The sequence below is a fragment of the Lactococcus sp. EKM203L genome (genome assembly GCF_011800585.1).
Lineage (GTDB): Bacteria > Bacillota > Bacilli > Lactobacillales > Streptococcaceae > Lactococcus > Lactococcus lactis.
Genome location: NZ_JAALEQ010000009.1, coordinates 57,457 through 72,192, shown reverse-complemented (window position 1 = coordinate 72,192; position 14,736 = coordinate 57,457). Strand labels below are relative to the sequence as shown.

The 14,736-nt window shown below is 33.5% G+C and carries 11 protein-coding genes; 10 read left to right on the top strand and 1 reads right to left on the bottom strand.

What is annotated here, in order from left to right:
• From HFD15_RS12045 to HFD15_RS12035, 3 genes are all read left to right on the top strand, one after another.
• The coding region (locus tag HFD15_RS12045) for a cold-shock protein (RefSeq protein WP_161935259.1) at positions 1-75 on the top strand (75 nt) is incomplete at its 5' end.
• A gap of 444 nt (positions 76-519) precedes the next feature.
• Complete coding sequence (gene cls / locus HFD15_RS12040) at positions 520-1,968, top strand: cardiolipin synthase (protein WP_017864450.1); 1,449 nt, start codon at positions 520-522, stop codon at positions 1,966-1,968.
• 558 nt (positions 1,969-2,526) lie between these two features.
• Positions 2,527-5,034, top strand: coding sequence for an HAD-IC family P-type ATPase (locus HFD15_RS12035; RefSeq protein ID WP_167593667.1), 2,508 nt, complete (start codon positions 2,527-2,529; stop codon positions 5,032-5,034).
• 62 nt (positions 5,035-5,096) lie between these two features.
• Here the strand turns inward: HFD15_RS12035 and HFD15_RS12030 are convergent, their stop codons facing one another.
• Positions 5,097-5,792, bottom strand: coding sequence for an N-acetylmannosamine-6-phosphate 2-epimerase (locus tag HFD15_RS12030; RefSeq protein ID WP_012897765.1), 696 nt, complete (start codon positions 5,790-5,792; stop codon positions 5,097-5,099).
• 201 nt (positions 5,793-5,993) lie between these two features.
• Between HFD15_RS12030 and HFD15_RS12025 the strand changes: the two genes are divergently transcribed.
• The 7 genes from HFD15_RS12025 to alsS all read left to right on the top strand — a co-directional run bounded on the left by HFD15_RS12025 (position 5,994) and on the right by alsS (position 14,424).
• Positions 5,994-6,239: a hypothetical protein gene (locus HFD15_RS12025; protein WP_012897766.1), complete on the top strand. Its 246-nt coding sequence runs from the start codon at positions 5,994-5,996 to the stop codon at positions 6,237-6,239.
• A gap of 206 nt (positions 6,240-6,445) precedes the next feature.
• On the top strand, positions 6,446-7,816 hold the full coding sequence (gene rlmD, locus HFD15_RS12020; protein ID WP_058208452.1) for a 23S rRNA (uracil(1939)-C(5))-methyltransferase RlmD: 1,371 nt from the start codon (positions 6,446-6,448) through the stop codon (positions 7,814-7,816).
• Between the two features lie 36 nt (positions 7,817-7,852).
• Positions 7,853-9,460: an NAD(P)/FAD-dependent oxidoreductase gene (locus HFD15_RS12015; protein WP_058208453.1), complete on the top strand. Its 1,608-nt coding sequence runs from the start codon at positions 7,853-7,855 to the stop codon at positions 9,458-9,460.
• Position 9,461: 1 nt separating this feature from the next.
• Positions 9,462-10,082 (top strand): class I SAM-dependent methyltransferase, encoded by a 621-nt coding sequence (locus tag HFD15_RS12010; protein WP_058205671.1) that lies wholly within the window; start codon positions 9,462-9,464, stop codon positions 10,080-10,082.
• A 66-nt stretch (positions 10,083-10,148) separates the two neighbouring features.
• Positions 10,149-11,321, top strand: coding sequence for an AI-2E family transporter (locus HFD15_RS12005; protein WP_038601026.1), 1,173 nt, complete (start codon positions 10,149-10,151; stop codon positions 11,319-11,321).
• Between the two features lie 27 nt (positions 11,322-11,348).
• Entirely contained in the window at positions 11,349-12,605 is a 1,257-nt protein-coding gene (locus HFD15_RS12000; protein WP_058208454.1) for a tetratricopeptide repeat protein, read from the top strand.
• Positions 12,606-12,759: 154 nt separating this feature from the next.
• On the top strand, positions 12,760-14,424 hold the full coding sequence (gene alsS / locus HFD15_RS11995) for an acetolactate synthase AlsS (RefSeq protein WP_003130131.1): 1,665 nt from the start codon (positions 12,760-12,762) through the stop codon (positions 14,422-14,424).
• Positions 14,425-14,736 lie beyond the last annotated feature (312 nt).

Below are 14,736 nucleotides of genomic sequence, written 5' to 3'. Positions count from 1 at the left end.
GAAGGTCAAAAAGTTGAATTTGATGTTGAAGAAGGTCAACGTGGACCTCAAGCAGTTAATATCACAAAAGCATAATTGTATCTGAAAATCGTGCAAAAACTGGAGTCATTACTTCAGTTTTTTATATTCGGTTGAAATTATGAGAGAGTATGATATATTAGAACTCTTAAACATGGTGTCAGCAATCTGCTGGCATTTTATTTATTCCAAAAATTTGCCAAATAATTTATAATTCTATATTTTGTTATGATTTTCAATAATAACAAGACGGAGAATAGCAAGCTTTATTTGGAGAAAGATGTTTATCCAATAATGTAATAGTTAAAAAAATAAAAATAACTTTCAGAGTTAGTTTATTATAGTGGTATAGATAATACAAATGCATTAATAACTAATGAATCAATAATACTTACAAAAAAACTTTGAACTTTGCTTATATAAAATACATAAAGTATCCAATAAATTTTGATATAATTAGATAAATAATATTATTTTATGGAGATTATGGAGAAATATTTTATGTCACTTGCGACAATCTATAGTTTGATGGGAACACTAATAACGATTAACACATTGCTTGCCCTTGTGACAATTTTTCGGAAACCTAGGTCTATTGCCAGTATTTTTGCGTGGTCTATGTTCTTGTTCTTTTTACCAGGGGTTGGTTTCCTTGGCTATCTTTTTTTAGGAAGAGGGCTTGATCGAACAACAACAAATCGTTTTGAAGAAGAAAATAAATATAATCTATCTATTCTTGCCCAAAGGGTGCGTGAAAATAATGAAAAATTTGAGCCAAAAGAAATGGCACCCCATGAAAGATTACTGAAAAGGTATTTTAATAATATGGAACGTACACCACTTTGTCGTGGGAATAAAGTGAATTTTTATCTGAATGGAGAAGATAAATTTTCAGCCTTGTTTGACGACATAAAGAATGCTAAAGATAATATTCATGTAGAATACTATGCATTCTTTAATGACAAAATTGGAACTGCTTTTCGCGATAATCTAATTGAAAAAGCTAAAGAAGGGGTGGAAGTTAGAGTAGTTTACGATCCATGGGGAGGAAAAACGAGAAAGGATTTCTTTAAACCTTTGGAAGAGGCAGGAGGTAAGGTCACAGCCTTTATCACATCGCGTAATACACTAACAAAAACCCGACTCAACTATCATTTACATCGTAAAATTGTAGTGATAGATGGTCAAATTGGTTGGACTGGCGGTTTTAATGTTGGTGATCAATATATTTATAACAGTAAAAAGTTTGGCTTCTGGCGCGATACACACGGTAGAATTGTTGGTACAGCAGCTTTTGGTCTTCAAGAAACATTTATTCGAGATTGGAATGTTTCAGTCAGAGATCCTAAAGATAAGCTTGAAAGAGAAGATTCATATTTTGTGGTACCGGAAAAAGAAGGGAACATTGATATTCAGATTGTCGCTAACGGACCAGAGAGTGATAATAAAACCTTAAGAACAGGTTTTATTAAAATGATTATGGATGCGGAAGACTATATTTGGCTTCAATCGCCTTACTTGATACCTGATGACTCTATGATAACAGCGCTTGTAGCAGCGGCGAATTCTGGTGTTGATGTAAGAATTATGATTCCCAATATGCCAGACCATCCGTTTATTTTTAGAGCAACACAATATTACGCAAATTATCTACATAAACACGGTGTGAAAATATACAATTATACAAATGGCTTCATACACTCTAAAACTCTTGTAATGGATGGAAAATTAGGCGTATTTGGTACAACTAATCAAGATATTCGCAGTTATGAATTAAATTTCGAGATAAGTGCCTTTTGTTATGATGAAACTGTAGCAAAAGAGATGAGCAGGACATTTGAGGGAGACTTAAGAAATTCAAAGCTACTTACTGATGAAGAAATTGCCCAACAATCTATCTGGCTTAAAATCAAGCAAAACTTTTCGAGATTACTTAGTCCGATATTATAAATGTTCCTGTATTTAAAGGGCTTAATAAGGATGAACTGATTTCTTTAAAATACATGAATATTGAAAAATAAAAACCACTTGAAAATTTTAGTGGTTTTTATTTTGGAGTAATTCTTCCTATATTCAACTGAAAGTTAATTATTCAAGAGTAGAGTAATAGATGCTACAAATCATTCATACTCACTAAGGCTATGATTGTCTATTAAAAGTCAAAATATTTGCTGAACTTATGCGAGCATTTTTTATTAATATCAGACCAGAGGGTTAATCTCTAAAAGATAAATTTAGTTGAAAAACGTCTTTTAATGCATGTTTTTTAGCCACTGCATGAGGCGACGTTTTTACTTGTCTGATATTGAACAAATAAAAATCTTTTATAATCAATAAATAATTTAAAAGCTAAAAAGTTATTAGAATTATTAGCCTTCTAATAACTTTTTTGATAAAATAATTTTTTAAATACTTTCAAAAATGTAAGAAAAAAAGGTAAAATTTTAGATATAATAATAATTAAAGAAATTAGTTTAGGAGGAAAAGCAGATATTGAATAAAGTAAACATGACCGAAGGACTGTCAAATGCAGAAGTCGAAGAACAAAAAAGACTTGGAAATTTGAATATCATGACGGTTAAAGTTGGGAATTCAAATAAAGATATTATCATTAAAAACTCAATGACCTTATTTAATTTACTCAATCTAGTACTTGCGGTTGTGTTATTTATTATTGGTTCTTATAAAAATATGCTGTTTATTTTCTCAATTATTTCTAATACCTCAATTGGTATCTATCAAGAAATTAAAGCCAAAAGAATTATTGAAAAACTTTCTTTTCTAAAACAAGATAAAGTAGAAGTGATAAGAGCAGGTGAACAAGTAAGTATTGAAAAAGAAGAACTTGTTTTAAATGATATTATTTGTCTGAAAAAAGGGGTTCAGGTTCCAGTGGATGCGATATGCTTGGAAGAAGGACTAGATGTTGATGAATCCATGATTACCGGAGAATCTGATTTTATTGAAAAACATGTTGGTGATTTCATCTATTCAGGTAGTCTTGTCATGCAAGGTGCTTCAAAAGCACAAGTTCAGGCAGTCGGGAATCATACATTTATCAGTAAGCTCACAAAAGAAGCTTCAGTTTTAAAAAAATCAAAATCAAAAATTCAACAACAAATTGATAAAATTTTAAAAATTATCGCAATAGGAATTATTCCTATTTCAATTCTTGTTTTGCTGAACCAGTTCGTCTTTTCGTCATTAAACTTGTCAGTGATTCCTCAAAGAAAGATGGCGATTGTTGGAACAGCAACAACGATTACAAGTTTAATTCCTGAAGGATTAGTCTTGCTTACATCAGTTGCTTTGGCCTTAGGTGTCATTAAACTTTCACAAATGGATGTTTTGACTCAAGAATTATCAGCGATTGAAACATTGGCTAGGGTTGACGTTTTATGTTTAGATAAAACGGGAACAATTACCGAAGGACAAATGAACGTTGAAAATGTTCTATACTATAATGATAAAGCTGATACAAATGATATCATTTCATATATTATCTCCTTAGATAAAGAACAAAATTCCTCAATGGAGGCTTTGACAAAATATTTTACTAGTGGTCAACAAAATACTTTTGAATTAGTTTCATATCAACCTTTTAGTTCAGAAACTAAATATCAATCTGTAGAAATTAAAAATAAAGGAAACTATATTTTAGGAGCTTTTGATTTAGTAGCAAAAGATGTTACTCCAAAACAACAAGCTGACATTGAGGAAGCCTTGGAAAAAGGATATAGAATTATCGCCCTCTCTCATAGTGTTTTGGGAGAAAAAAGCCAACTCCTTTGTCTTATTTTCTTAAAAGACAGACCTAAAAAAGAAGCTAAAAAAATATTAGAATACTTTGAAAAACAAGGGACTCAAATTAAAATTATTTCGGGTGACCATCCAAAAACAGTTTCACTTATTGCGAAAGAGGTCGGTTTAGAAGCGGATTATATTGGTCTATCAGAACTTCCTGAAAGTGAAAAAAAACTACAGGAAGTGGTAGAAGAAAAGACAATATTCGGTCGCATAACTCCAGAAAGAAAACGTGATATCATTGCTGCCTTACAAGCAAATGGTCATACTGTGGGAATGATTGGTGATGGAATTAATGATATTCTTGCCCTTAAAAAATCAGATTGCCCAATTGCCTTAGGAAGCGGTAATGAAGCTACAAAGTCAGTTGCTCAATTTATTCTATTGAAAAATGATTTCTCTGTTCTTCCAAATATTCTCAAAGAGGGAAGAAAGGTAATTAATAATATTACACGTGTCGCTAGTATGAATCTTCTAAGAGTGATATACATCTTTACCTTAACAGTTCTATTGTTAATTACACGTCATCTCTTCCCATTAGAATCAATAAATTTAATGATGATGGGTATCTTTACCGTCGGAATTCCTAGCGCTTTACTTGTGCTAGAAAAAGATGAAAAAAGAAATGAAGATGATATTCTCCAAAAAATTAGAGACAATGCTCTACCTACGGGAATCATTATTGGGATTGCTATATTTGTAATGTTCAGCTTGGCCTACAAATTCCCAATCTATACGACATTTACTGATGGACACTTTGTGACTCATTATAAGGAGTTTATCAGTGATGTAACTTTGGTTATTGGTAGTGTTCAACTCTTTTCACTCTATCTCTTATGCCGTCCGTTAAGCCGCTTTAGAGCTATTGTTATTGTCGGAATGACAGCACTCTTTTATGGAACTTACTTTATTTCACCAGTAACTAAATTTTTAGGAATTGCACCTTTCAAAAGTTTCAGATTTGTTATACCAACAATTATCTGTATCTTAATGATTCTTATGGTTAGAGCTTTATTCTCTAAAAATATAAAGAGAAAAACAAAGAAAATTGCGATACTTCTTGTAGGTTTAGCCTTAATCAGTGGATTTTCATTTACCAAATTAAGACAGTATAATGCAAAAGCAGCGATTGAAAGACCTCAATATAAGAAGATATTAGTCGATAATTGGGAAAGATCTCAGGTTAATAAAGAAAATGTAAAAGAGAGATAAGCATAAAAAAAGACACCATCCTTTTTGGAGGTGTCTTTTTTTTTATTCCGATGAATGGGCTACTATTTTTCACCAATTGCTTTTATAAATCGTGTGGCAATCTCAAAAGGTCTGGTTATTGCTCCCCCGATAACCATGGCATCAACACCAATATCATAAACGCGTTTGGCTTGTTCTGGACTATGAATTCTTCCCTCTGCAATGACTGGAATCTTCTCCTCAACTAGTTTTTCAAGTAAGGCAAAATCAGGTTCATCTTGTTTTGGACTTTCATCTGTATAACCACTAAGCGTTGTACCAACAAAATCTACCCCAGCTTCATATGCATTTTTACATTCTTCAAAGGTTGAACAATCTGCCATCAAAAGTTGGTTTGGATATTTTTCTTTGATTGATTTGATAAATTCATTAATAGTTAGGCCATCATAACGTTCTCTAGAGGTACAATCCAAGGCGATGACTTCACAAGAAGTGGCTACTAACTCATCTATTTCTTTCATGGTAGCAGTAATAAAAGGTTTTTGTGGTGGATAATCTCTTTTAATAATACCAATTATTGGTAAATCAACTATTTCCTGAATTTCTTTAATATCTCTTACAGAATTTGCCCTAATTCCAACGGCTCCCGCTTGCGCAGCTGCTTTAGCCATCAAAGGCATGATACCACCTTCTTCAGAATATAAAGCTTCACCAGGTAAAGCCTGACAGGATACAATAATACCATTTTTTACTTTGTCTAAAAATACTTCTTTATTCATTCTACGATTTGCCTCCAATAAAAATTAAAGTGGAGATATTCTCCAACAACGAATATAGCATGTGCTTACATTTTTGTCAAATGACATAAATTTTTAATTGCTTTTTTAAAAATATAGTAAGAAAATGATAAATATTTAAGTTTTTCGGAATCTTATGCTATGATATTTATTGAATAAAAATGAAAAAGGAGTATTTTCTCAATGGCAAAATCAAAAAAGGAAATTGAAAAAATAGTTTTAGAACAGACTAATTTTGTTCCATACAATGAAAAAGGACAAGAAATTTATATTACTTTGAAAGCCAAAAAAAATGGTAAAAAAAATTTAAAGCACAATGAAAAATTTGCTAAAAGTGCAGAATTTGATAAATTAGTAAAACTTTTTGGAGAAAATAAAGTGAAACTCATTCATGCAAGTGCTCAGCGTAGAATAGAGATTTTGCGTTAATGTAAATTCATAATAAAGACTACACTTTCTTTATTAGATAAATTAGAACTACTTACCTTGTGAGTGGCTTTTTTATTGTCGAAAAATATTTGACTACACTTTTAACTATATTTTAGGTGAAAGAATTAGGGAATTATGGAGTATATTTTTTCAAAAATTTAAATACTCTTCATTTATAGGAACCAAATGATAATATGTGTTATAATATGGACATGACAAATTTCAAGAAAAACGATATATTTGATGCAGAAGTCCTCGACTTAACACATGAAGGACAAGGAGTTGTTAAAATCGATTCTTTCCCTTTCTTTGTGGATAATGCTTTACCTGGGGAACGTATCAAAATGCATGTGCTTAAGGTTGGGAAATCTTTTGGATTTGGGCGTGTGGATGAATTTATAAGTCAGAGTAAACATCGTGTTACTCAGCTTAACCTTGATTATTTGCGCACCGGAATCGCAGATTTTGGTCATCTATCTTATGATGAACAAGTGAAATTTAAACATAAGCAAGTAGTAGATATTTTGAGAAAAACAGCTGGTAAATCGGATTATCCAGTTTTACCAGTAATTGAAGCAATTAAAACAATTAATTATCGAAATAAAGCACAAATTCCTGTCCAAATGATTGACGGGCTTTTAACTACAGGATTTTATCGAAAGAATTCTCATACTTTGATTCCTGTGGAAGATTTTTATATTCAACATCCTGAGATTGATGCTGTGGTTCTTTTTTTGCGCGATGAGTTTCGAAAGATTAACTTACAAGCTTATGATGAGAAAACGAGAAAAGGCTGGTTGCGAAATATCGTTGTCCGTCGAGCATTTCACACGGGTGAAATGATGATTACTTTAGTCGTTACAAGTAAAAAACTTCCAGAAAAAGTTGAACTTGTGATTGATCATTTGGTTGAACGGTTTACAAATATAAAATCTGTTCAATTAAATATTAATTCTGGAACGGGTTCATTTATTTTAGGAAAAGAATTTATTTTATTATATGGCAAAGATTTCATCACAGATTTGATGCTAGATAAAACTTATCAAATTTCAGCCCCTGCCTTTTATCAAGTTAACACACCTCAAGCTGAAAAACTTTATGAAACTGCCTATGACTTTGCGGGTCTAAAACCAGGCGATGTTGTTATTGATGCATACTCTGGAATTGGAACAATTGGAATTAGTATGGCTGATAGAGTTGCAAAAGTCTATGGTATGGAAGTTGTTCCAGCAGCTGTTGAAAATGCTAAACGTAATGCTCAATTAAATAAACTTGAAAATGCACATTATGAGGTTGGAACTGCTGAAAAAATCATGCCTAAATGGCTCTCAGAGGGAGTAAAACCCGATGTCATTTTTGTTGATCCACCAAGAAAAGGGTTGGATGAAGGGTTTATTAAAGCAGCAGCAATGATGAATCCTCGACGTATTGTTTATATTTCTTGTAATCCAGCAACTTTTGCTCGTGATGTTGTTCGCTTTGAAGCTGAAGGGTATTTGTTGGATAAAGTTCAACCAGTTGATTTATTCCCACAAACGCATCATATTGAATTAGTTGCTAGTTTTAATAAAAAATAAAAGAGGATAATAAATCCTATTCATAGAAAGAAAATCATGATTCGCATAACACAAATCAAAATTTCAATTGATGAACCTGTCAGTAAGGTTAAAAGTCTTGTTTTGAAAAAACTAAGACTACAAGAATCTGACTTACTGGATTATCGAATTTACAAAGAATCAATTGATGCAAGACATAGAGGCGAAATTGATTTTATTTATACTGTTGATATTAAACTTAAAGATGAAGCAAGAATTCTGTCTAAAAAAATAAAAAATGTTTCCTTGGCACCTGAATTAGATTATGTCAATCCAGTTATAGGAAATAAAAAAATGCTTCATCGCCCTGTGGTCATTGGTTTTGGTCCCGCAGGAATGTTTGCGGCTTTATTATTGGCTCAAAATGGTTATCGTCCAATTGTTCTTGAAAGAGGCCAAGCTGTTGACGAGCGTGTAAAATCAATTGATAAGTTTTGGCTTGAAGGAAAACTTAATCCAAAATCGAATGTTCAATTTGGTGAAGGTGGTGCAGGAACTTTTTCTGATGGGAAATTAACGAGTCGTGTTCGTGATTTACGTGGTCGTAAGGTTTTGGAGGAGTTTGTACAAGCTGGTGCCCCAGAAGATATTCTATATAAGGCACATCCTCATGTCGGAACTGATTTACTTCGTGACATTGTTAAAAATATTCGAAAACAAATTATTGAGTTGGGCGGAGAAGTTCATTTTGATGCTCAAGTTGAAGAATTTTTAATTGAAGATGAAAAATTACAGGCTGTAAAACTTGCTGACGGAAATATTATTACAACAAATCAGGCTATTTTAGCCATTGGTCATTCGGCACGTGATACTTTCTCAGAACTTTATGATAAAGGGGTAACGATTACAGCTAAACCCTTTGCGGTTGGAGTCAGAATTGAACATCCCCAATCTTTAATTAATAAAGCACAGTATAAAGAATTTGCTGACCATCCACGTCTTGGAGCAGCAGAATACCGCTTAACTTATAAGGCATCATCAGGCCGTGGCGTTTATACTTTCTGTATGTGTCCAGGAGGATTGGTTGTCCCAGCTGCCTCAGAAGAGGGTGGACTTGTGACTAATGGGATGTCTGAACATGCTAGAGACCAAAAAAATGCAAATTCTGGACTTTTAGTCCAAGTTTTTCCAGAAGATTTTCCAACTGACCATCCCCTTGCTGGAGTAGAGTTTCAAAAGGAATTAGAACATAAAGCCTTTGAATTAGGTGGTTCTAATTATCAAGCACCAGCTCAACTTGTTGGAGATTTTCTTGATGGAAAAGCATCTAAAGCAATGGGATCAGTTGAACCTAGTTATGCTTTGGGAGTGAAACCAACTAATCTTGAATCACTATTCCCAGACTATGTTACACAATCGATGCGTGAAGCAATTATTGGATTAGATAAAAAAATGCATGGCTTTGCCCTTTCTGATGCTGTAATGACAGGAGTTGAATCTCGTTCATCTTCACCGGTCAGAATTAATCGTGATGAAGAAAATTATCAATCTGTTTCGACAAAAGGAATCTATCCTTCAGGTGAAGGGGCTGGTTTTGCTGGCGGAATTGTCTCAGCAGGTATTGACGGTTTGAAATGCGCTGAGAGCATGATTGCAGAATTCGCTAAACCTTTGATGGAGGACTAAAATGGCTCAAAAGACTCATGATTACGAAAGAGAATCTGAAGACTTTTATGACCATATTGCGAGTCGTTTTGATCATAGTTTTGATGGATTTTTAGCCAGTTTTTTCAAGAGATTTATTATAAAACATTTAAAAGTTGAAAAAGATTCAAGAATCTTAGATGTTGGTTGTGCTAATGGAAAGCTTTTGGCAATGTTAAATCAAAAAGAGAAAATTTTTGGAAGTGGCTTAGATATTTCGTCAGAAATGATAAAAATTGCTCAAGCTAAGCATCCTAATTTTACTTTTAAGCAAGGTTCTGCTCAAAAAATTCCCTTTGAGGATGCTAATTTTGATTTGATTATTTGTTCAGCGAGTTTTCATCATTTTCCTTCACCTGAAGTTTTTTTAGCAGAAGCTAAACGACTGCTAGCACCAGAGGGGAAATTGGTCATCGCTGAGATTCATATTCCATTTATTACAAAAGCCTATAATTGGCGACTTAATAAATTTTCAACAGAAGGAGATGTAAAAGTCTATCAGCCAAAAGAACTGACAAGAATTTTTAATCACAACGGTTGGAAAATTACTGACAAAAAGATTTTTTTACAGATTCAATATTATGAACTAGAAAAAAGTTACTGACAGAAAAACAAAAAGACTTTGAACAATATCTGTCAGTAATTCTAAAAAAAGAATTAGGAAAAAAATATGGAACAAGAACAACACCGAGGTTTCAAAGCCTCTTGGTTTTTCAAGTGGTTTATTAATAATAAAGTAGTTGCAGCTTTAGCAATCGTCCTTCTCTTATTACTGAATATTCTCTTACTTAATAAAGTTGGATTTATTTTTAAACCTGTTGGAGAATTTATAACGGTTATCTCGCTGCCCGTTATTTTGGCAGCTGTATTTTATTATCTTCTTAACCCAATTGTTGATTTTTTGGAAAAGAAAAGAGTCCCACGAGTTGTTACGATTATTGTTCTTTTCTTAATAATTGCAGCTTTGATTGCTTGGGGCTTAATTGTTGCTATTCCTAATATTATCAGTGGAGTAGATAATTTTGCTTCGTCAGTCCCGCACTATGTCAATACAGCTCAAAAAGAGATTAATGCTTTAGCAAAAAATCCACATTTTGAACAATTTCGACCACAAGTTGACCAGTTTGCTAAGTCAATTGGTAATCAATTGATTGATTGGTCAAAAGCTTTCTCTGTTAATGCTGTTACGACTCTTTCACATCTCATCAGTAAAACAACAAGTATCTTAATTTCATTAATTGTATTCCCATTTGTTCTTTTTTACTTATTGAGAGATGGTCAAAGATTAAATGGTTTTGTCACTCATTTATTGCCAAATGATTGGCGTAAAGAAACTTCAAAAGTTTTGCACGAAATTAATAGTCAGCTTTCAAATTATGTCCGTGGCCAAGTTTTGGTCGCAATAGCGGTTGCTATCATGTTTATGATTGGTTTACCTATTATTGGTTTGCGTTATGCAGTTGCTTTAGCAATCACCGCTGGATTTTTGAATTTAGTTCCATTTTTAGGCTCATTTTTAGCTGCTATCCCAATGGTAATTGTTGGTTTAGCAATTGGTGGACCTTTGATGCTTGTAAAAGTAATCATTGTCCTTATTATTGAGCAAACACTTGAAGGAAGATTTATTTCTCCTTTAGTTCTTGGAAAACAAATGTCAATTCATCCAATTACAATATTATTTGTTTTACTGACAGCGGGTCAAATTCTGGGTGTCTGGGGAGTATTACTTGCTATTCCATTCTATGCAACTTTGAAAGTTATTATTGTCCATGTTTACGAATGGTACCGTGAAATTTCAGTTCTTTATCGTGAAGAAACGGCTACAGAAGAAGTAAATGAGTAATTAATAGAATAAAAAATAAGGAGAAAAATGTCTTATTCAGAAGATACAATTGATTTCTTACATCAGGGAAATCTGATTGGAATGCAAAATTCACTTGCCAAAGCGTTAAAAAATGATAATAGTGAAATGTTGGCTGACCTAGCCGAATATTTACAAATGATGGGTTTCATTGATGAAAGTCAAAAAATTTATGACCAAATCATGTCAGAAGATCCGGAAACAACTGATTACCTGATTAACTTAGCAGAAATTGCAGAAGATAACGGTAATTTGGATGAAGCATTGAATTATCTTTATCAAATCCCGGCGAATGATGAAAATTATATTGCTGCTTTAGTCAAAATTGCTGACTTATACCAATTTGAAGGTGATTTTGAAACAGCAATTTCTAAGTTAGAAGAAGCAAGAGAATTATCGGATTCTCCTCTGATTACTTTTGCTTTGGCTGAGTCCTACTTTGAACAAGGTGATTATTCAGCTGCCATTACCGAATATGCAAAACTTTCAGAACGCAAAATTTTACATGAAACAAAAATTTCTATTTATCAAAGAATTGGTGACTCTTATGCCCAATTAGGTAATTTTGAGAATGCCATATCATTTCTTGAAAAATCACTTGAATTTGATGAAAAACCGGAAACCTTGTATAAAATTGCTCTTCTTTATGGAGAAACTCATAATGAAACAAGAGCCATTGCTAATTTAAAACGATTAGAAAAAATGGATGTCGAATTTTTGAACTATGAATTAGCCTATGCCCAAACCCTAGAAGCTAATCAAGAATTTGAAGCTGCACTAGAAATGGCAAAGAAAGGGATGAAAAAAAATCCTAATGCCGTTCCTCTCTTACACTTCGCTTCAAAAATTAGTTTCAAACTTAAGGACAAAGCTGCAGCAGAACGTTATCTCATGGATGCTTTAAATTTACCAGAATTACATGACGAAACAGTCTTTTTGCTTGCTAATTTATACTTCAACGAAGAAGATTTTGAAGCTGTCATTAATCTCGAAGAGCTTTTAGAAGATGAACATTTATTAGCTAAATGGCTTTTTGCAGGAGCACATAAAGCTTTGGAAAATGATTCTGAAGCGGCTGCTTTGTATGAAGAACTCATTCAAACCAATCTGTCAGAGAATCCAGAGTTTTTAGAAGACTATATTGATTTTCTTAAAGAAATTGGTCAAATTTCTAAAACAGAACCAATTATTGAACAATATTTGGAACTTGTTCCGGATGATGAAAATATGAGAAATTTACTGACAGACTTAAAAAATAATTACTGACAAAGCTGTCAGTAATTATTTTTATTGTAAGCTAGAAATTTCACAAACTTGCGTCAAAATAATTGTAAAAGGTCCTATTATCTGATAAAATGATTGTGAAGTAATCCAAGAGATTATGAAATATGAATTAGAACAAATAGAGGTAAAATAAAAAATGTCTGAGAAACAATTTGGGGCAAACTTGGTTGTCGATAGTTTGATTAACCATAAAGTGAAATATGTATTTGGGATTCCAGGAGCAAAAATTGACCGGGTTTTTGATTTATTAGAAAATGAAGAAGGCCCTCAAATGGTCGTGACTCGTCATGAGCAAGGAGCTGCTTTCATGGCTCAAGCTGTTGGTCGTTTGACTGGCGAACCTGGTGTAGTAGTTGTTACGAGTGGGCCTGGTGTATCAAACCTTGCGACTCCGCTTTTGACCGCGACATCAGAAGGTGATGCTATTTTGGCTATCGGTGGACAAGTTAAACGAAGTGACCGTCTTAAACGTGCGCACCAATCAATGGATAATGCTGGAATGATGCAATCAGCAACAAAATATTCAGCAGAAGTTCTTGACCCTGATACACTTTCTGAATCAATTGCCAATGCTTATCGTATTGCAAAATCAGGACATCCAGGTGCAACTTTCTTATCAATCCCCCAAGATGTAACGGATGCCGAAGTATCAATCAAAGCGATTCAACCACTTTCAGACCCTAAAATGGGGAATGCCTCTATTGATGACATTAATTATTTAGCACAAGCAATTAAAAATGCTGTATTGCCAGTAATTTTGGTTGGAGCTGGTGCTTCAGATGCTAAAGTCGCTTCATCATTGCGTAATCTATTAACTCATGTTAATATTCCTGTCGTTGAAACATTCCAAGGTGCAGGGGTTATTTCACATGATTTAGAACATACTTTTTATGGACGTATCGGTCTTTTCCGCAATCAACCAGGAGATATGCTTCTGAAACGTTCTGACCTTGTTATTGCTGTTGGTTACGACCCAATTGAATATGAAGCTCGTAACTGGAATGCAGAAATTGATAGTCGAATTATCGTTATTGATAATGCCATTGCTGAAATTGATACTTACTACCAACCAGAACGTGAATTAATTGGTGATATCGCAGCAACATTGGATAATCTTTTACCAGCTGTTCGTGGATACAAAATTCCAAAAGGAACAAAAGATTATCTCGATGGCCTTCATGAAGTTGCTGAGCAACACGAATTTGATACTGAAAATACTGAAGAAGGTAGAATGCACCCTCTTGATTTGGTTAGCACTTTCCAAGAAATCGTCAAAGATGATGAAACAGTAACCGTTGACGTAGGTTCACTCTACATTTGGATGGCACGTCATTTCAAATCATACGAACCACGTCATCTCCTCTTCTCAAACGGAATGCAAACACTCGGAGTTGCACTTCCTTGGGCAATTACAGCCGCATTGTTGCGCCCAGGTAAAAAAGTTTATTCACACTCTGGTGATGGCGGCTTCCTTTTCACAGGGCAAGAGTTGGAAACAGCTGTACGTTTGAATCTTCCAATCGTTCAAATTATCTGGAATGACGGCCATTATGATATGGTTAAATTCCAAGAAGAAATGAAATATGGTCGTTCAGCAGCCGTTGATTTTGGCTATGTTGATTACGTAAAATATGCTGAAGCAATGGGAGCAAAAGGTTACCGTGCACATAGCAAAGAAGAACTTGCTGAAATTCTTAAATCAATTCCAGATACTACTGGACCAGTGGTAATTGACGTTCCTTTGGACTATTCTGATAACATTAAATTAGCAGAAAAATTATTGCCAGAAGAATTTTACTGATAAAAAACAAACAAATTGTGAAATAACAAAAATAAAAGAAGAAGTCCTTGAACACGTACGCGTTCAGGGACTTTTTTTGTGAAAATAACAGATGAAATCTTAAACAATTTTTGTGAAACTCCCCCTCAGTTTGTGAAAAATTGCCTATAATTTCCGAATAAAATAACATTTTACCACTCTAAGAGATGCTTCAAATTAGCCAAATCCCCTTTTTAGAGGATGTGGAAAACAACAAAAGAGGATGAGTATAAACAGATAAATTTTTTATCGGCTGAAAGAATTGAAGGTAATATAATATGAAGGTATTGTAAA